The organism is Pedobacter metabolipauper (assembly GCF_004362715.1).
Lineage (GTDB): Bacteria > Bacteroidota > Bacteroidia > Sphingobacteriales > Sphingobacteriaceae > Pedobacter > Pedobacter metabolipauper.
In genome coordinates, this window is the sequence record NZ_SNYC01000007.1 from 109,665 (window position 1) to 127,094 (window position 17,430).

General features: G+C 41.6%; 14 protein-coding genes and 1 tRNA gene. 5 read left to right on the plus strand and 10 right to left on the minus strand.

What is annotated here, in order from left to right; all coding sequences use genetic code 11:
* A complete protein-coding gene (locus ATK78_RS19235) occupies positions 1-1,194 on the minus strand; it encodes a cation:proton antiporter (RefSeq protein ID WP_133577760.1) in 1,194 nt (397 codons plus the stop codon).
* A gap of 32 nt (positions 1,195-1,226) precedes the next feature.
* Positions 1,227-1,748: an acyl-CoA thioesterase gene (locus ATK78_RS19240; protein ID WP_133577761.1), complete on the minus strand. Its 522-nt coding sequence runs from the start codon at positions 1,746-1,748 to the stop codon at positions 1,227-1,229.
* Between the two features lie 78 nt (positions 1,749-1,826).
* Between ATK78_RS19240 and ATK78_RS19245 the strand changes: the two genes are divergently transcribed.
* Positions 1,827-3,317 carry an alpha-amylase gene (locus ATK78_RS19245; RefSeq protein WP_208112403.1) on the plus strand — a complete coding sequence of 497 codons (1,491 nt, stop codon included), beginning with the start codon at positions 1,827-1,829 and terminating at the stop codon, positions 3,315-3,317.
* Here ATK78_RS19245 and ATK78_RS19250 read toward each other — a convergent pair.
* Together ATK78_RS19250 and ATK78_RS19255 are read right to left on the minus strand one after the other, a co-directional pair.
* Positions 3,314-4,582 carry a type IX secretion system plug protein gene (locus tag ATK78_RS19250; RefSeq protein WP_133577762.1) on the minus strand — a complete coding sequence of 423 codons (1,269 nt, stop codon included), beginning with the start codon at positions 4,580-4,582 and terminating at the stop codon, positions 3,314-3,316. The two genes, ATK78_RS19245 and ATK78_RS19250, sit on opposite strands and share 4 nt — an antisense overlap.
* The gene (locus ATK78_RS19255) at positions 4,579-6,495 is read right to left on the minus strand and encodes an ABC-F family ATP-binding cassette domain-containing protein (RefSeq protein ID WP_133577763.1); all 1,917 of its coding nucleotides are present in this window, start codon (positions 6,493-6,495) and stop codon (positions 4,579-4,581) included. The genes ATK78_RS19250 and ATK78_RS19255 overlap by 4 nt, the downstream gene beginning before the upstream one ends.
* Positions 6,496-6,617: 122 nt before the next feature.
* On the opposite strand from ATK78_RS19255, the gene ATK78_RS19260 reads away from it, so the two are divergent.
* Positions 6,618-7,646: a quinone-dependent dihydroorotate dehydrogenase gene (locus ATK78_RS19260; RefSeq protein ID WP_133577764.1), complete on the plus strand. Its 1,029-nt coding sequence runs from the start codon at positions 6,618-6,620 to the stop codon at positions 7,644-7,646.
* 523 nt (positions 7,647-8,169) lie between these two features.
* Here the strand turns inward: ATK78_RS19260 and ATK78_RS19265 are convergent.
* From ATK78_RS19265 to ATK78_RS19275, 3 genes are all read right to left on the minus strand, one after another.
* Positions 8,170-8,343 carry a spore protein gene (locus ATK78_RS19265; RefSeq protein ID WP_133577765.1) on the minus strand — a complete coding sequence of 58 codons (174 nt, stop codon included), beginning with the start codon at positions 8,341-8,343 and terminating at the stop codon, positions 8,170-8,172.
* Between the two features lie 29 nt (positions 8,344-8,372).
* Positions 8,373-8,446 (minus strand) — tRNA-Cys (locus tag ATK78_RS19270).
* Positions 8,447-8,495: 49 nt separating this feature from the next.
* Positions 8,496-9,245 carry a TrmH family RNA methyltransferase gene (locus tag ATK78_RS19275; protein WP_133577766.1) on the minus strand — a complete coding sequence of 250 codons (750 nt, stop codon included), beginning with the start codon at positions 9,243-9,245 and terminating at the stop codon, positions 8,496-8,498.
* On the opposite strand from ATK78_RS19275, the gene tamL reads away from it, so the two are divergent.
* Positions 9,236-11,632, plus strand: coding sequence for a translocation and assembly module lipoprotein TamL (gene tamL, locus ATK78_RS19280; RefSeq protein ID WP_133577767.1), 2,397 nt, complete (start codon positions 9,236-9,238; stop codon positions 11,630-11,632). The two genes, ATK78_RS19275 and tamL, sit on opposite strands and share 10 nt — an antisense overlap.
* Positions 11,633-11,636: 4 nt before the next feature.
* Here tamL and ATK78_RS19285 read toward each other — a convergent pair whose 3' ends face one another.
* From ATK78_RS19285 to ATK78_RS19295, 3 genes are all read right to left on the minus strand, one after another.
* Positions 11,637-12,170: a hypothetical protein gene (locus ATK78_RS19285; protein ID WP_133577768.1), complete on the minus strand. Its 534-nt coding sequence runs from the start codon at positions 12,168-12,170 to the stop codon at positions 11,637-11,639.
* Positions 12,167-14,461: a patatin-like phospholipase family protein gene (locus ATK78_RS19290; protein ID WP_133577994.1), complete on the minus strand. Its 2,295-nt coding sequence runs from the start codon at positions 14,459-14,461 to the stop codon at positions 12,167-12,169. The genes ATK78_RS19285 and ATK78_RS19290 overlap by 4 nt, the downstream gene beginning before the upstream one ends.
* 61 nt (positions 14,462-14,522) lie before the next feature.
* Positions 14,523-14,996, minus strand: coding sequence for a TspO/MBR family protein (locus ATK78_RS19295; protein ID WP_133577769.1), 474 nt, complete (start codon positions 14,994-14,996; stop codon positions 14,523-14,525).
* Between the two features lie 261 nt (positions 14,997-15,257).
* Here ATK78_RS19295 and ATK78_RS19300 point away from each other — a divergent pair, with 261 nt between their 5' ends.
* Together ATK78_RS19300 and ATK78_RS19305 are read left to right on the plus strand one after the other, a co-directional pair.
* Positions 15,258-15,980 carry an SGNH/GDSL hydrolase family protein gene (locus ATK78_RS19300; RefSeq protein WP_133577770.1) on the plus strand — a complete coding sequence of 241 codons (723 nt, stop codon included), beginning with the start codon at positions 15,258-15,260 and terminating at the stop codon, positions 15,978-15,980.
* 12 nt (positions 15,981-15,992) lie between these two features.
* A complete protein-coding gene (locus ATK78_RS19305) occupies positions 15,993-17,423 on the plus strand; it encodes an arabinose isomerase (RefSeq protein WP_133577771.1) in 1,431 nt (476 codons plus the stop codon).
* Positions 17,424-17,430 lie beyond the last annotated feature (7 nt).

Here is a 17,430-nt window from a genome sequence, read left to right on the forward strand (position 1 = left end):
CTATACTAAACCTTCAGGCTTAGTCTTTGATTTTTTTGTGGCCAGTAAACCAATGCTCATAACCAGACTGGAACCGAGTACGACAAGGAACAGGAAAGATGTGCCAACCTCTGGTATTTTAAGAGACGCTGGCAGGTTAAAATACAGCAGGATGCTGATCAGTCCGCGGGGAGCAATAAATGCTTCCTGTCCGCTATTCTCCTTTCTAAATAATTTCAGGTATAAGAACCTGATGATAAATATAGCAGCGAGGATAATGAGTCCGTTTGCAATAACTACCTGATCATTCAGCGTATAAATATTCATTGTAAAACCAAAGATCACAAAGAAGAACGTGCGGATAATAAATGCACTTTCTGCAGAAAGCTGATACAGCTGGGTTAAGTCATTGGATAAGTTCTTATAAATAAAGATACTTCTAAACCAGGCATGCTGTATTGCATCGGCATTGTTTAGGAACAAGCCAAATGCAAGCACCAACACCAGCGACGATAAGTGGTAAGACTGGCCAATGGCATAGACCAGGATCAGGATAGAAATGATCAGGAAGAACTTAATGTGGTGCGAGATCTTGCCCATAATATACAGCAGTACAATACAGGAAACCGCAGAAAGTATAACGATCAATAATGTGTTTAAGCCCAGCCCGGCAAAGGAGGATGCGCTGATGTGCGGATTGGATATTGCGAAATTAAATAGGATGATCCCTAATATATCAGAAAATGAAGATTCATAAATAATGAACTCCCTACTTTTCTTTACCAACGCAGCAGCCGAGGGGATCGCAATTGCAGAACTCACCACACTGAATGGAATGGCATTGGTAAAACAAGTATAGAAACTCTGTCCGGTAATCTTATAAATGATAAAGGTAATGACGGATACACTGGCTATAAGGATGAACAGGGCAGAAAAGAATGCCCCTTTGATGAGCTTATTCTTTTCCCGTTCATATTTTAATTCCAGCGAACCCTCAAATACGATCAGGATTAAACCTACTGTTCCCAGTGTGGGCAGGATTTTTAAAAAATCAAACGTGTGGATCTTCAGGTTATCAACGAGTACACGCAGACCAATACCTAAAAGTAAAAGCAGAAGCACAGCGGGCAGCTTCGTTTTACTGGCAACCAAATCAAATAAATAAGAAAAAATGACCAATCCGCTTAAAATGATCAGTGTGGTATAGGTTGTCATGTTCTCCTTTTATTTTATAACCGCATCAGCAGTTATTCTTTAAAAAACAATGCCTTTAATTCTTTGGCATCGTCGGCTTTCATTTTACCGCTTAAGATCAGACGAAGCTGTCTTCTTCTCAAGGCACCAGCAAATAACTCAATTTCTTCGACAGTTTCTGGTATCAATTCTGGTACAGGAACCGTTTTTCCATCCTGGTCTAAAGCCACAAAAGTATAATAGGCCTCGTTGGATTTTGCACGGCTGCCCGAAGGAATGTTCTCCGCCCAAACGTCTAAACGAACTTCTACAGAGGTATTAAACGCACGGGTAACCACAGCTTCGATCGTGATTACATCACCTAATTTAATGGGGTGCTTAAAGGAAACATTGTCTACAGATGCGGTAACTACGATCCTGTTACAGTGCTTTTGCGCGGAGATTGCTGCTGCAATATCCATCCAATGCAATAACCGGCCTCCCATTAAGTTGTTTAGCGTATTGGTATCATTTGGTAGTACCAATTCATTCATAATGGTGTGCGAATCCTTAGGATTTTTAACTTTTATACTCATATTCCCTGCAAAAATAAACAAATTGTGCAATTTAATGTTATTAATGACCTGCCGATACAGGCAATCTAACTTAACTGCATGATCAATCAACTCCTGATCCAGTACTTTCACTGGTATTATAACGATGAAAAAAAACTTTGGAACAAAACAGCAGATGAAGCAAAGCACCTTCAGGAACTGGGTGTAACCCTGGCCTGGCTGCCCCCGGCATATAAGGGAACTTCTGGTGGCGTATCTGCAGGTTATGATTGTTATGACCTGTACGACCTGGGTGAATTTGATCAGAAAAACTCAAAAGAAACCAGATATGGGAATAAGGATGAGTACCTTAATGCAATAAAAGCACTTAAAGAGGCAGGTATAGGGACGATTGCAGACGTGGTATTTAACCATAAAGCAGGTGGAGATGAGCTGGAAAAGATCAGTGTGAGAAAGGTTGACCCGGAGAACAGGATGGAGTTTATATCTGAAGTGATGGAGATAGAAGCCTGGACTAAATTTACTTTCCCGGCCCGAAAAGGAAAGTATTCTGAATTTATATGGGACCACAGGTGCTTTAGCGGAATAGACTGGGCCGAAGATTTGAAGGAAGAAGGTATATTCTCCATCCAGAATGAATATGGTGATTCATGGGAAGACGTTCCATCCAATGAACTCGGCAACTATGACTACCTGATGTTCAATGATATTGATTACAGAAACCAGGAGGTGCGAGAAGAGCTGAAACGCTGGGGAGAATGGTATTATAATACCTGTGGTATGGAAGGTTTTAGACTGGATGCAGTAAAACACATTGCTAGTGACTTTCTGGATGAATGGCTGGACCATATGAGAAACACCTTTAAAAAGGATTTCTTTGTTGTAGCAGAGAACTGGGTAGTTGATAACCTGGAAGAGCTGCTTGTTTATATCGACATGACTAAGGGAAGAATGCAGCTTTTTGATTCGCTGCTGCACCACAACCTGTATGCGGCAAGTCATGAGCATGAAAATTACGATCTCTGCAAGATCTTTGACGGTACACTGGTACAGAGTCACCCTACGTTAGCCGTAACCTTTGTAGACAATCACGATTCACAGCCCTTGCAGGCCCTGGAATCTTACATTGAATATTGGTTCCGTCCCCTGGCTTATGCCTTGATCCTGCTTCGTGAAGGCGGTATCCCATGCTTGTTTTATCCGGATCTGTACAGCAGTACCTATACCGATAAAGACAAAGAAGGGGATGAAACAGAAGTAGAATTGGTTTCCTTGCCGGAATTACCTGAACTGTGCAGAGTGCGGAAAGAATTATCTTACGGAATACAGCGCGATTATTTGAACCATGCCAATTGTATTGGGTGGACTAGAGAGGGAACCGATGAACAGCCAGGTTCTGGAATTGCAGTGCTGCTGAGCAATGGGGAAGAGGGATATAAGGAAATGGAAACAGGTAAAAGAAATGCAGGGAAGACATTTATTGACGCCATGGGTAAGTGTGACCACGAGGTTGTTGCAGATGAAAATGGATGGGCTGAGTTTAAATGTGAAGCCAAAAGTGCTTCTGTATGGATCGTTAAACCCGATTAGCGTTTAAGGTTACTGATGCTCGTAAAACCAATCAGCTCTTCAAAACGGCTGCCCGGTCTTTTATAATAGGCATAGACCTGGTAGGTATTTCCGGTTTCAAAATAAGAACCTTCAAAAACAGTTTGATCGGCTTTGCCGCTTGTTTTATCAAGCCAAACGTATTTATAGTCGTACAAGCCCTGCTTTAGCAGGATGTTTCCATAAAAACGTTTGCGGGAAGCATCATAATTAAGTTTACTGGCTTCATTTAGCTGGAAATTGTTAAAGCGCCCAATGATGTAAGCATCGCCATTGGCACTGGGCTGGGTTGCGTTTAAGGTAAACGATACGCCAACATAATCGCCATCGGTGTCGTTATCACGGCCTTCCTGGTTCCGGATAAAGAAATTACCATCCTCATCAACCAGGTTGGTATACTTGGCTTTATTGGTATTTACATCCTGAAACAGGATTACATTGGTTGTGCTGTCTTTAAGGATATCCTGAACATTTGCCCCTTTGTAGCGCAAGCTGCGGATATCAAATTTTCTGAACTCATTCCCCGCCGGAAAGTCATTGCTGTTTAGTTCGTTGTATAAGATCGATCCCGGACGTATAAAAGCAGGCTTGGTATTGGTGATGGCGGTTAAAGGATCACCATTCTGCATCACAATCACCTTAAGGTCTGTATATGGATTTTGTATTGGAGATTGATGTACAACAGTAAAATTGATCTTCTGGTTACTGAAACGCAGGGAAACCTGTGAACTTGGAACGATATCAACACCAATGCTGGCCTGGTTGTCTACGATATAAAACCGCTGAGATACCACTGGCTTTTGTGCATTCCCTTCTTCATATACCTTTAACAGGTAATTTCCGGAGATCTTAGGTTTAATCTGGCTGTTAGGCAGTGTGAGCCGGTAGTGTGTATATTTTTGAATGGTACCGAATGAAAATTTATAGTCGCTGATGCGGTCTTCAGATAAACCATCCAGGTAATCCAGCGGTGATAACCGGGATGGCTTCCAATCGGAAGTGCAGTGTTCTATCGTATAAGAGTAGTTTTTGCTGCTGCCATTCAAATCATCAAATGAAAATACAAGCTGTTCATTGGATTTTAACGTGAGGATAGGTAAGGACTGTTCTTTTTGCGCATTGTAGCATTGCACTGTTCTGATCTGCGGCTGGTATACTTTGTTTTCATACACAAATTGCTGCCCTTGTGCGACAGCAATTTGTGTACTGAGTACCATTAAAAAGAAAACCCTTAACAACCTGATCATTTTCCTTCCAGTTCCATGATTTCCGAAGCCAGATCTTCCCAGGTATTTTGGGCTGTATCCAGATCGTGTTTAGCGCTCAGGTATTTCTTATTCGCCTCTGCCAGTTTAGCTGCGTTTGAGTAAATGGTTTCATCTGCAATCTGCCCTTCAATGGTTTTTACATTTTCTTCAAAGGTTACAATTTCAGCTTCGATCTTTTTCAACTGATCGTTCAGCTTTTTCAATTGCTGCTGTGAATTGGGTGTAGCTGGCTTATCTTCAATTACTTTTTTAACTTCTTTATCTGGTCTTACCGGAATGCTGGTTGGCTTTCCTGGAGGTCTTTTGCTGTTCCATTCTTCATATTCCGCGTAAGTACCCGGATACTGTTTAATGTCTTTATCTTCAATGAACCAGATCTTGTTGGCTACATTATCCAGGAAGTACCTATCGTGAGAAACGGCAATGAAAGTACCTTCGTATTGCGTTAATGCCTGGATCAGGATGTTTACAGATTGTATGTCCAGGTGATTGGTAGGCTCATCCAGGATCAGGAAGTTGGAATCGGTAGTTAGGGATTTTGCCAGGGCAACCCTTGATTTCTCTCCTCCTGAAAGTACACGGATCTTTTTAAATACATCATCACCGGTAAACAGGAAACATCCTAAGATTCCGCGAAGTTCGGTATCTGTATGTTTAGGTGCAAATGCCTGCAGTTCTTCTAAAATGGTATTCTCCAGGTGAAGGGACTCCAGCTGGTGCTGTGCAAAAAAGGTAGTGGTTACGTTATGGCCAGTCTCACATGTGCCGTCAAAGCCTTCAGCGCCGGCGATCATGCGAAGCAGGGTAGACTTACCCTTACCATTGGCACCAATCAATGCAATTTTATCACCTTTTTCAATGACGCCTTCTGCATTTTCAAGAATCTCTATATTGGGATAGCTTTTAGAGGCTCCTTCAATACGGATTACGTGTCTGCCGGAAGGTTTAGAGAACTTAAACTGGAAGTTTACCGTTGGGTTATCATCATCTACATCTTCTACACGTTCCATTTTATCAAGGGCTTTCATTCTGGATTGCGCCATTTTAGCTTTAGAAGCTTTGGCCCTGAAACGTTCAATTAAACGCTCTTCCTGCTTAATCTTAGCCTGTTGATTTTTAAATTCGCCTTTCTGGATTTCACCTCTCAGTGATTTTTCTTCCAGGTAGAAGCTATAGTTACCGGAATATGGGGTTAGCTTCCCTTTCCTGGATTCTACAATTTTATTCACCACTTTATCCAGGAAATACCTATCGTGAGAAACAATGACAATGGCACCTTCAAAAGTACCAAGGTAGGTCTCTAGCCACTTGATGGACGGTAAATCCATGTGGTTGGTAGGCTCATCAAGTAGCAGGATATCTGGAGTTTGCAACAGGATCTTGGCAAGCATTACACGCATCCGCCATCCTCCTGAAAAGGTATTTAAGGGTCTGTGCTGATCATCTGTGCTGAAACCAAGACCAGCAAGGATCTCGTTTGCACGGTATTCAATGCTGTATCCATCCAGGGCTTCAAACTCCTGCTGCTTATCGCTAAGCTTATTTAAAACTTCTTCAGAATAGTCTGTTTCGATCTTTTTTAACAACTCTTCGATCTCATCATGCAGCTGGTTCTGGCGCTCAAATGCTTCCATGGCCACATGCAGAATGCTGTGATGGGAGTCATAAGAAAGAAGATCCTGGTTCAGGTAACCGATTTTTAAGTCTTTAGACATAGAGATCGTTCCTGAAGAAGGGCCATATTCTCCAACAATTATTTTTAATAAGGTGGATTTGCCGGTTCCGTTGGCACCAATTAGTCCAACCCTGTCGCCTGGTTTAATGTGCCAGTTTGCCTCGTCATATAATGCCCTTGAGCCTATTAGGAATGTTAAGTCGTTTATCGAAATCATGTGGCTGCAAAAATACAAACAAAAGTGCATTTATGGCACATTATTAGGCTCGTTCTTAAATTTTATATTAAAACCTGATCGTTGCGCTTTGTGATCCATAAAAACGTTCCTATCTTCGTTGCATGTATAGCTTAATCAAGCCTCTCTTTTTTAAATTTGACCCTGAAAAAGTCCACCATTTCGTTGTAAAACGTCTGGACTGGTTTCATGATCATTTTCCATTGGGACAGACCATCCTGCGCAGCAGTTTTGATATTAATATCAAAGGACTGGAACGTGAGGTTTTTGGAATTAAGTTTAGAAACCCTGTTGGTCTTGCTGCGGGTTTTGATAAGAACGGCGAATACATTGAAGCATTGAGCGATCTTGGCTTTGGTTTTATTGAAGTAGGTACAGTAACGCCATTGCCGCAGCCGGGCAATGATAAGCCCCGGATGTTCAGGCTGGAAGAAGACGAAGCCATCATTAACCGCATGGGCTTTAACAATAAAGGTGTAGATACCCTTGCTGAACGTTTGCGCTTACTGAAAGCCAAAAATACCGATATCGTAATTGGCGGAAACATTGGAAAGAACAAGAGTACGCCCAATGAAGATGCGGTTAACGATTACATCAAATGTTTTGATCGTCTTTTTGATGTGGTAGACTACTTTGTGGTCAATGTAAGTTCTCCAAATACTCCGGGTTTAAGAGAACTTCAGGAAAAGGAGCCGCTTATGAATTTATTGAACACTTTACAGCAACGGAACCTTAAGCATGACAGATCCCGGCCTATTCTTTTAAAGATCGCCCCGGATCTGACCAATGAGCAACTGGATGATATCGTGGAAATTGTTTTAGAAACAAAGATTGCCGGTGTGATTGCTACCAATACGACGATTGACAGAACTGGCTTGCATACACCTGATAAAATAGCAAATGAAGCTGGCGGATTAAGTGGCAAGCCTTTAACGCTCCGCGCTACCGAAGTGATCCGTTATTTGTCAGATAAATCGAATAAAGCCTTTCCGATCATCGGTGTAGGCGGGATTCATTCTCCACAGGATGCGAAGGATAAACTGGAAGCTGGTGCGTCTTTGGTTCAGCTATATACCGGTTTCATTTACGAAGGTCCGGGTCTGGTAAAACGAATCTGTAAGGCACTGGTTTAGCCGGGTTTAAGAAGCCTTGCACAAAACCGGTTATAATCAGGTCAGAAAGCAGTTAGATCCGGGTTATATATGCAGGTCAATTTAAAGGTTAATTAAAGTGTTGATAAAACTGCAGGCCCTTCAACCCCCTGTTAATGCCTATTAGATGCCCAGTTATTACCTACTAAGATAGCCTGTTTATAACCGGAATATAACGTGGTTGTAACCGTTATCTACAGCGGGACTATCTTCCAGGCTTTAGTGGAAGTGTAATAGTCCGTGCTGTGTTTAACTATAACGAGATTACTTCGTGTTCTGTCTCCAATGAATTGGCGCAGGCATAGTGGTCTAAGACCATTAATAGACCGCTAAACCACCGGCAATAGATCGCTAATATTCCTTTAACTGACGGGTAATTCCTGCTATGGTGTAATGTGTTCTATCCTGATGTAGCTATATCCTGGCTGATCACTTCCAAAATTAAGTGCATAAAAAAAGAGAATGCTGTTCAGCATCCTCTTTTTTGTCTCGTTTGAAGAATTAACTATCCTTTTGTAAGTTGATCTAAGACCGCGTTGTTTTTAGCCAACTGATCTTTAGTAGATTGTTGTGAACGGCTACCCAATTCGATGTTAGTAGCTAATTTCAAGTTTTTCACATCTAACTTTGCGAAAGTTTTATTTCTTCTGTCTTTTCTTTTTAGTCTGGTAACTGCCATGTCAATCTTTTTTTATTTAATATAAAATCTGGAGGTCGAGAGCGGATTCGAACCGCTGTACGAGGTTTTGCAGACCTCTGCCTAGCCACTCGGCCACTCGACCCTGATAAAATTCAGGCTGCAAAAATAGTAATTATATGTTAGTATGCAATTTATTTCGTTAAATTTCTGCTTATATCTGAACAAAATATGGCTGCAGAAACCGCAACATTAAGTGATTCAGCTTCTCCAACGCGTGGAATTGTTACCGGATTATCAATAAGTTCCAGTATTTCAGCACTGATTCCCTGACCTTCATTGCCCAATATCACCAATCCTTCGGTGCCCCAATCCGTCTCGTAAATGTTCTTACCGTTTAGAACGGCACCGAAAACAGGCAGTTTAAATTCTTTTAAAACTGAAGGAAGGTCGAGGTAATGGATCTTAACCCTGCTCAGCGAACCCATTGTTGCCTGTACGGTTTTTGGATTGTATACCTCTACAGTTGTATTGGAGCAGATTACCTGCTTAAAGCCAAACCAGTCTGCCGTACGGATAATGGTACCCAGGTTTCCCGGATCCTGAACGCCATCCAATATCAGTGTAAATGAATTTTTTAGGTCTTTGATGCTTAAAACAGGGTTTTCAGGAATGTGTACCAATGCTAAAATTCCTTGTGGAGTCTGTAAAGTACTAATCTTATCCAGTTCAGCGTTGTTTACTTCAAATAACTTTATATTTGCAGGCAAGTTGGGCAGCAGAGACTGATATTGAACCAGGTAATAAATACTGTGAACCTGGTAAGATGATTGAATAAATTCTGCAATAGATTTTATACCTTCAATAATGAATATCCCATTTTCTTTGCGGTACTTTTTTTGATGTAACGATTTTATATAACTTATCTGAGACTTTGAAAGCATACTATAATTATAAAAGCAATTTCCTATTCCTTGCAATATTACTATTTATTATTGTTTTTGTTACAGCATGTTCATCAACCAAATACATTGCAGACTATCAATCCATCGTGAGGGATGTTCAGATTGACAGCATTGATAAGGCTTTTGAAGAAGAATCTTTAAACTATATCCAGAAAGATATCCGTCCAACTTCCGGCCTGGGTATCAATGTATTCATTTATAATATCTTCAATACCAAGAATGGCAGGTATAAAACATCTGACATCAAACCGCTTGGAACACCGCCTCCAATATTGGATAGTGCACTGGTAGAAATATCGCGTGAGCAGATTGAGAAGTTCCTGATCAGTAAAGGATATTTTAAAGCGAAAGTGAAGTCGGCTATAGAAATTAAGAACCAAAAGGCAAAAGTTTCTTTCAAGGCCGATCAGGGTCCTTCTTTTACCGTTAACAAAATTAAATATGATATTGCTGATCCTGCTGTGCAGGAGATATACCTGAAGAATAAGGCTGTTTTTAGTCATTTTAAAGAAGGTATGAGGTATGATGATGATTCATTAGCTTATGAACGCGATCAGATCTATACCCTGATGAAGCAGAATGGTTATTTTGATTTTGCCAGGCCCTATGTCAAATACTCTGTAGATTCGAACCTCAATGCCAGCAAGGCAAATGTGGTGCTGTTTATCGATAATCCGGCAGACAAATCAAAGCATGATGTGTATACCATTGGTGAGGCGAACGTGATCATTGCCCCAAATGCAGATGGTTTTCCGGATTCCATTGCCATGAACCCCAGGGTTTTCCGGGGCTTAAGATATACCGATCTTTCTAAAAAGTTTAGGAGAAACCCGATTGTCCGTTATAATTTCTTACAGGATTCTACACGCTATGACATCCGGAACGAGAACCTGACGTACGACCGGATGTACGAGCTGAATGTATTCAAGAACGTGAAGATCGATTACGATAAAGCTAAAGACAGTTCAAATACGGTTCTTCCAATTATTCAGCTGATCCCTCAAAAGATCATGAGCAACCGGGTTGAAGGAGAGGTGCCTTTTAATGCGGGTACCATCGGCTTTACCTTAAGTAACACCTACACCAATAACAACTTGTTCAGAGGGGCTGAGCGGTTCGAATTTCAGGTTAAAGGTGGTCTGCAATCCAGAATTGGTCAGGGGAACAACCTGTTTAGTGATATCTACCAGCGCGATTTTTCAATAAGTACCAATTTGAGTGTACCCAGGCTGATGCTTCCGCTGATCAAAGCCAGCCCAAGCAGAAGAGGTGGTATGCCGCATACCATATTCTCGTCCAGCTATGTTTATGCGTTGCAGAAGGATGTTTTTAAACGCCAGGTACTACTTACATCAGTTACTTATGAGTTTGTAGAATCCAAGTCGAAGTACCATTCCTTAACCCCGTTGAATTTTGAATATCGGTTTGGTGGATTGCTGTTTGATCAGGGCGACCCCAATAATGCGACTAACTTGCTGAATAACCTGTATAACCTGACGCTGCTTGACAGGAAAGACGTTACACTTGGAATTAAATATACCTATTCATTGAATGCCGATAAGCTGCTTACCAATGGTGATTTCATCTATTTTAGGGGGAACATGGACATGGCAGGTAACCTGCTGCAGGGCGTTACCAGGCTTATAGGAAATAAGCACAATGTGGATGAAGGAGATTATGCGGAGATCTTAGGACTTCCTTTTAACCAATATATCCGTCCGGAGATTGATGTGCGCTGGTACAAAGGCCTTGGAGGTGATAAACAATTTGTAGCCCGGTTTAATGGTGGTGTGGGTTACGCGTATGGTAATTCCAACTCTATCCCGTTCGAGAAGTTGTTCTTTGCCGGTGGTTCAAGCGGGGTTAGGGCCTGGCAGGCGAGAACCCTTGGTCCGGGTAATTACGACAGGGCTGTTAGATTTCCGGAAGAGGCTGTCCGTAATGCCATCTATGGAATTGACCAGTTGGGAGAGATGCACATTGAAGCCAATTTGGAATACAGGTACAAGCTGCTCAACAAGTTTTTTGGGGCTAAGTTAAAGGGTGCTGTGTTTTTAGATGCCGGTAACGTTTGGAATGTATCTAAAGGGAACGATTTTGAAGAAACCTACTTTAAGCTTAATAAGCTGGGCAAACAAATTGCGCTGGGTACGGGTGTAGGTTTCAGATACGACGTACAGTATTTTGTATTCCGGTTTGATGTGGGTCTAAAGCTGAAGGATCCGCAGTTTACAGGTTCCAATCAATGGGTGATCAACAAATTCCTTAACGGCGGAAAAGAATTCAGAAGTGCTTATGATGCGCTGCATACTCCGGAAAGATACCGCTTTGTGCAGTACAACTTCGGAATAGGAATGCCATTCTAAAACCTTAAAATATCTTTTTTAACCCGTCGAATATTGTTTCGAAAAATGTGCTTAGGTTTAGGCCGCTGCTGTGGTTAAAATAGATAAAGATCAGCAGGATGATCACTGCCGCATAGATAAACTTTCTAAACGCGAAGGCCAGAAAAATAATGATGGCCGGGAATAAGATCAGCCAGAAACTATTGATCACATAAGGTGTTAATGTTCCATCTTTTTTATAAACATACAGCAGTTTGCTGTGTGTACCTTTATCATTCTGGTGTTTGATGTATACAAATGCGGAACGTTCCAGCTGGAGCGGTAAAACCGCAACACCATCATTAAATTTAATAGATTGGGTAAAGCCGCTGACGGTGAAGGTGTAGATCCCGTTAATTTTTTCAATGGGGTTATCTAATGAATCTGTAGCGATGATGGCCATTTTACTGTTTTTAAGCAGACTTTCCTTAACCATAAAGTTGTTGATGTCTGCATTTTGTGCAAAAACAGAACCTGTAGTTAGTAAAAGTAAAAGCAGTACATAAAATAGTTGTCTCATTCTATTGATCTTTTATTATAAATTAGATATCCCAAATGTAGTAAAACGCCGTTTCTTTTTATCGGATCATCGTATATATTATAACTCAGGCTTATTGGACCAACGGGAGTATGGTAAACCAGTCCGGTTGTAGCCGCATATTGCCACTTTGTAAAAGCCTTCATTCGGTTTATGCCCTGGAAACCCATCTTTTCAAACTTTTCATAGGGTAAGAACACATATCCTTCCAGCCGGATCTCTAAGTTCCTTTTAATGTTATACACATTTTTTATACCTCCCGCCAGGTAACTGGTGGCCCTGAAATTCTCTAAAAATAAAGACCTGCTGTCCTGAAGCGGATAAAATGCTGGTGCAGCAATTAAGGTAGAATAGTAATTGGAAAATAAGGGCTGGTTAGAAAAAACACCTTCCGCCAAATAACCCAATGCGTACTTGCGCTTTTTGAAAAAGTAGTTCTCATCGCTAATCTTCAGGTTGATCCATTGCCTGAACTGTTTATTTACCACTGTTTTGCTGACGGCAGCGAACGTTTCACCTGTGATGTTTCCTGGTGTATAACTTTCCCGACCGGTGATATAGTTGAAGCTCAATAGAAAATCACGGCCGCGATTGGCGTATTGCTTGCGGTTTAAGGTATTTTGTTCAAAAGCGAAGGTAGACCGGGAACCGTTGAATATGGTTTTGTCCAGGGTTTCTCCGATAGAAAATGAATTGTTCGGACTATACCTGTCGTTGTTATTGATAAAGGCAGTGCTTATAATGATCCGTGTATTCCTGTTTAATGGAAAGCCGATCCTCAGATCAATCTTCCGGTCGGCCTGCTCAATATAAATGGGGTTCGGATTTTCCAAGAAAATGGAACTGGTATTGTAATAGTCAAAGTGATTATAAGTCATTTCTGTAGCCAGGAAGAGCGGGAGCCTGGATGGGTAATCAATACGGCCACTCAGCTGGATGGATTCATAAAAGCGGCCAGAATAGACATTGGTGCCAAATGTATACGACTTACGGTCCAGGTAATTGTATTGGAGTCCTAAAAATACATTGCTGATCGGTCGGCTGGATATGTTGCCGCCAAAATCTATTTTGAAGCTCTTTTGCGGCTTGGCAACGATCTCAAAATTATAGCTGTCAGAAATCGCATTGTAAGAGATCTTTGGATAGATGGTTTCAAACGTTTCATCTGCAACGAGCTTATAGTAGCCCTGCTTAATATCATCCAGGTTAAAGGTGGGCTGATCTTTTTTAAATAGCCTTTCTATATAACGTTTTTGCTGCGCATTTACCCCGGTTACCGTAACCCCGCTAAAGACCAGGTTGGGTTTTTTAATATTGAAATTATTTCTTTTAATGGCCAGCTCTTTATCGCTTACCCGTTTTTTTATTCGCAATTTAATGGAAGGCATCTCAGCCATGGTGGCTTCATAGCCTTGTTTAATTAAAGCCTCAACCGGGTTAAAGTTACTTACTGAATAGCCGGTTAGATCGGGTTGGATGTAAAATCCATTTTCACCAATCAGGGTAGAGTCTGATTTTGACAGGAACATCCACACCATTAGACGGTTCATAAGGCGCTCGTCGTTACTCTTTGGATACTCATTAAAGATCTTAGCCGATACATTGGATCCGATGATGATGTCTGGATTAAAGTTCTTCTTCATCACATCTGCCGGGAAATTGTTGTACAATCCACCATCAAATACGTATTTATCATCCAGTTTTATGGGCCTGTAAATCAGCGGGACGGTCATTGTTCCCCTTACGGCTTCTGCCAGACTGCCTTTACTTACGGTAATGCTGGTTTGAGAAAACACGTCGGATACCATACAGCGGTAAGGCACAAATAAATTGTCAAAGTTATCTTTAGACAGGGCAGATGCCTGTGAAAAAAGCTCTAATAGCGCAAAGTTTAACGGAATGTCATTAACCAGGTTGGATCTGAAATTTAGCCTTAAGTTGCTGTCTACCGAGAGTTTAGCAGTAAGTACTGAAGGATTGGTACTTTTCTTTTGAAAGAAAAAGCTGTAATCGCTGGTGTACCTTCCGCTTACCCAGTCCTGAAAATCGCTGCTTAACGCAATCTTTTCAATCTGAGCAGGGGAGTAACCTGCCGCATACATGGCCCCAACGATGCCGCCCATGGAGGTGCCGGTAATGTAGTCTATAGGGATGTTGTTCTCTTCAAGCGCCTTTAAAATCCCGATATGCGCCAGTCCCTTGGCGCCACCTCCACTCAATACCACACCTACCTTTTGAGCAAATGAAGAAACTGCACAAAAAAGGAGGATCACTGTAAGGAGTTTCTTTAAAGCTATCACATCCTAAAAATAGGACTTTCCATCTGTAAAGCTGTCAGTTTAATTTAAAAATGTTATAGGTAAGCAGCGTGGCAAAACTAACCCATAATATATATGGAATATACAGCAGGCCGGCTGTCTTGTCTATTTTATAGAAAACCCGCGCGTTCACAATGATCGCAATTAATAACGCACAGATTTCGTAAAACGCAGCTCCGAGTAAATGAGAATAGAAGAATAAAAATGACCAAAACAGGTTTAAAACCAACTGAATGAAATAAATAGCCATGGTACGCGGCAGGTGTTCAATCTGTTTTCTTTTTTGCCAAACCAGGTAAGCAGAAATCGCCATTAAGATGTATAGTAATGTCCACATTGGACCGAATACCCAGTTAGGCGGGTTAAAAGAAGGTTTGTTAATGTACGGATACCATGTTTTAACAGACTGGGCAGTTAAAAATGCGCCGCCGGCACCTATCGATAAGGTGATTAACAGGTTTATAATTAAGGCTAATGGATTAAATTTCATTTGGGTGTATTTATCGTGCAGGCTAACACCGGCAATTTATAACAATTTTAACTAAGTTTGGTTTGTCAGCAGTATACATGTGATACTTTTTCATGTACAATATAACGAAAGTCAGATGGATGAATTGCTATCCGGCAGGAGGATAAAATAAATGCCAACTATCAAAAAGGACAGTTTATTAATCAGATTATATAAATGAATATAAGAAAGGCCTTTTAAATTTGTGTTTGCTGATTTCCACGCTTTACTAACCAGATCAAGATGCTGCCTGTACAATATCTTTACCGTTCAATTGCCATTACTATATCGGCATTGCTATTCGGCTCATACCTCTGCACTGCCCAGGTTAAGCAGGCAGATTATTTAAAACCCATAAAAGATAAGCTGGTAAAACAGTGGCCGGATAACCGCAGCATCAACCTGGTCTTTCATGGACATTCTGTCCCTTCCGGTTATACAAACACCCCGTTTGTGAATACGCTGGGCGCTTATCCGTATTTGTTGCTTAAAGAACTAAAAGCTATTTATCCGTATGCGGTGATCAATGTGATCGTTACTGCAATTGGTGGTGAAAATTCAGTTTCAGGAGCCAAAAGGTTTAAAGATGATGTGCTGATTTATAAACCTGATGTACTTTTTATAGACTACGCATTGAATGATATGGGTATTGGTATGGCTAAAGCAAGGGAGGCTACCGGGAAGATGGTGGAAGAGGCGCTGAAGCAAAATATAAAGGTAATCCTGTTAACCCCCTCGCCAGATCAACGGATAAATATTTTGGAGCGTAACAACGCGCTGGAACAATTTTCGGATCAGATCAAGTCGGTTTCTGCAAAGTATGCTGTTGGTGTGGCTGATAGTTTTGGTGCGTTCCGGGATAAAGCGGGAACACCCGATGGATTAAAACCTTATATGGGCTGGGTAAACCATCCCAATGAAAAGGGACATCAGTTAATTGCCGGTGAAATACTTAAATGGTTCTAATAAAATGATCATATGACTAAAAACTACTTAAAGATCGGTTTGTTTGGTATTGGCCTGGAAACCTACTGGCAGCAATTTGAAGGGCTCGAACAGCGATTGTCCGGATATGTTGACCATGTGGAACAGCGCCTGGCGGGTTTTGGCGCCGAGGTTGTTAACCTGGGGCTGATCGATACTACTGATAAGGCTTTTGAAGCGGGCCACGCGTTTCGACAGGCTGATGTAGACCTGATCTTTTTATATGTTACTACCTATGCCTTGTCTTCAACAGTACTTCCAGTAGTGAGAAGGGCCAAGGTGCCGGTTATCGTGTTGAATCTTGCTCCGGATGCGCACATTGACTATGAAAGCTTTAATGCAATGGATAATCGTACCCAGATGACCGGAGAGTGGCTTGCCTGGTGTTCTGCTTGTCCGGTTCCTGAGATTGCCAATGTTTTTAAACGTTCAAATATTTCTTTTTACCAGGTTACCGGAACTTTATATGATGATCCAATTGCGTGGCAGACCATTGAAGACTGGATCTCTGCCGCCAGGGTAGCCCATGCGATGGAACACAATACACTCGGTATTATGGGCAATTATTATGGTGGCATGCTGGACATCTATTCCAATTTAACGCTGCAGTGTGCCACTTTTGGAGGCCATATCGAGGTGATAGAAGTAGATGAGCTTTCTGCACTTGGAGCAGGGGTTACCGAAGAGGAACTGATCAGTAAGCAGGCAGAATTTAGACGGGTATTTGATATTCAGGAAGATTGCTCTGATTACGAATTGATGTGTGCTGCAAAAACAGCTGTAGCCCTGGATCAGCTGGTGGATAAATACCAGTTGGGTTCTCTGGCCTATTACCATAAAGGAACTGGAAATCCACAAAATCAAGAAAGTATCCGCTCTATCATACTCGGAAATTCACTGCTTACCGCAAATGGCGTTCCTGTTGCCGGAGAATATGAAATCAAAAATGCACAGGCCATGAAGATCATGGATAGCTTTGGTGCCGGAGGTTCATTTACGGAATATTATGCCATGGACTTTAAGGATGATGTGGTTCTGATGGGACACGATGGCCCGTGCCATATCGGCATTGCCGAAGGAAAGATCAAAGTTAAGCCCCTCAAAGAATTTCATGGAAAGGTAGGTTCTGGGCTATCTGTAGAGATGTCTGTAAAATATGGCGATGTTACCCTGCTTTCTGTTGTGGAAACTGCCGATGGAAAGATCGTTTTTCTTGTTGCAGAAGCAGAATCTGTACCTGGGCCTATTTTGGAGATCGGCAATACGAACAGCCGTTACCGCTTTAAAAATGGCGCAAGGAACTTCGTTGAATCCTGGAATGCCGAGGGACCTGCGCATCACTGTGCGATAGGTACAGGCCATATCGCTTCAAAAATAAGTAAACTTGGTGAGCTGATTGGGGTTAAGACAATTGTGATCAGGTAATCACCTG

Bases quoted from the DNA above. Each gene is read 5' to 3' on its own strand.
- ATK78_RS19250 (WP_133577762.1), bottom strand. From the start codon at position 4,582: ATGATCAGGTTGTTAAGGGTTTTCTTTTTAATGGTACTCAGTACACAA.
- ATK78_RS19255 (WP_133577763.1), bottom strand. From the start codon at position 6,495: ATGATTTCGATAAACGACTTAACATTCCTAATAGGCTCAAGGGCATTA.
- ATK78_RS19275 (WP_133577766.1), bottom strand. From the start codon at position 9,245: ATGCTTTCAAAGTCTCAGATAAGTTATATAAAATCGTTACATCAAAAA.
- ATK78_RS19295 (WP_133577769.1), bottom strand. From the start codon at position 14,996: ATGAAATTTAATCCATTAGCCTTAATTATAAACCTGTTAATCACCTTA.
- ATK78_RS19300 (WP_133577770.1), top strand. From the start codon at position 15,258: ATGCTGCCTGTACAATATCTTTACCGTTCAATTGCCATTACTATATCG.
- ATK78_RS19260 (WP_133577764.1), top strand. From the start codon at position 6,618: ATGTATAGCTTAATCAAGCCTCTCTTTTTTAAATTTGACCCTGAAAAA.
- ATK78_RS19235 (WP_133577760.1), bottom strand. From the start codon at position 1,194: ATGACAACCTATACCACACTGATCATTTTAAGCGGATTGGTCATTTTT.
- ATK78_RS19285 (WP_133577768.1), bottom strand. From the start codon at position 12,170: ATGAGACAACTATTTTATGTACTGCTTTTACTTTTACTAACTACAGGT.
- ATK78_RS19265 (WP_133577765.1), bottom strand. From the start codon at position 8,343: ATGGCAGTTACCAGACTAAAAAGAAAAGACAGAAGAAATAAAACTTTC.
- ATK78_RS19245 (WP_208112403.1), top strand. From the start codon at position 1,827: ATGATCAATCAACTCCTGATCCAGTACTTTCACTGGTATTATAACGAT.
- ATK78_RS19240 (WP_133577761.1), bottom strand. From the start codon at position 1,748: ATGAGTATAAAAGTTAAAAATCCTAAGGATTCGCACACCATTATGAAT.
- ATK78_RS19305 (WP_133577771.1), top strand. From the start codon at position 15,993: ATGACTAAAAACTACTTAAAGATCGGTTTGTTTGGTATTGGCCTGGAA.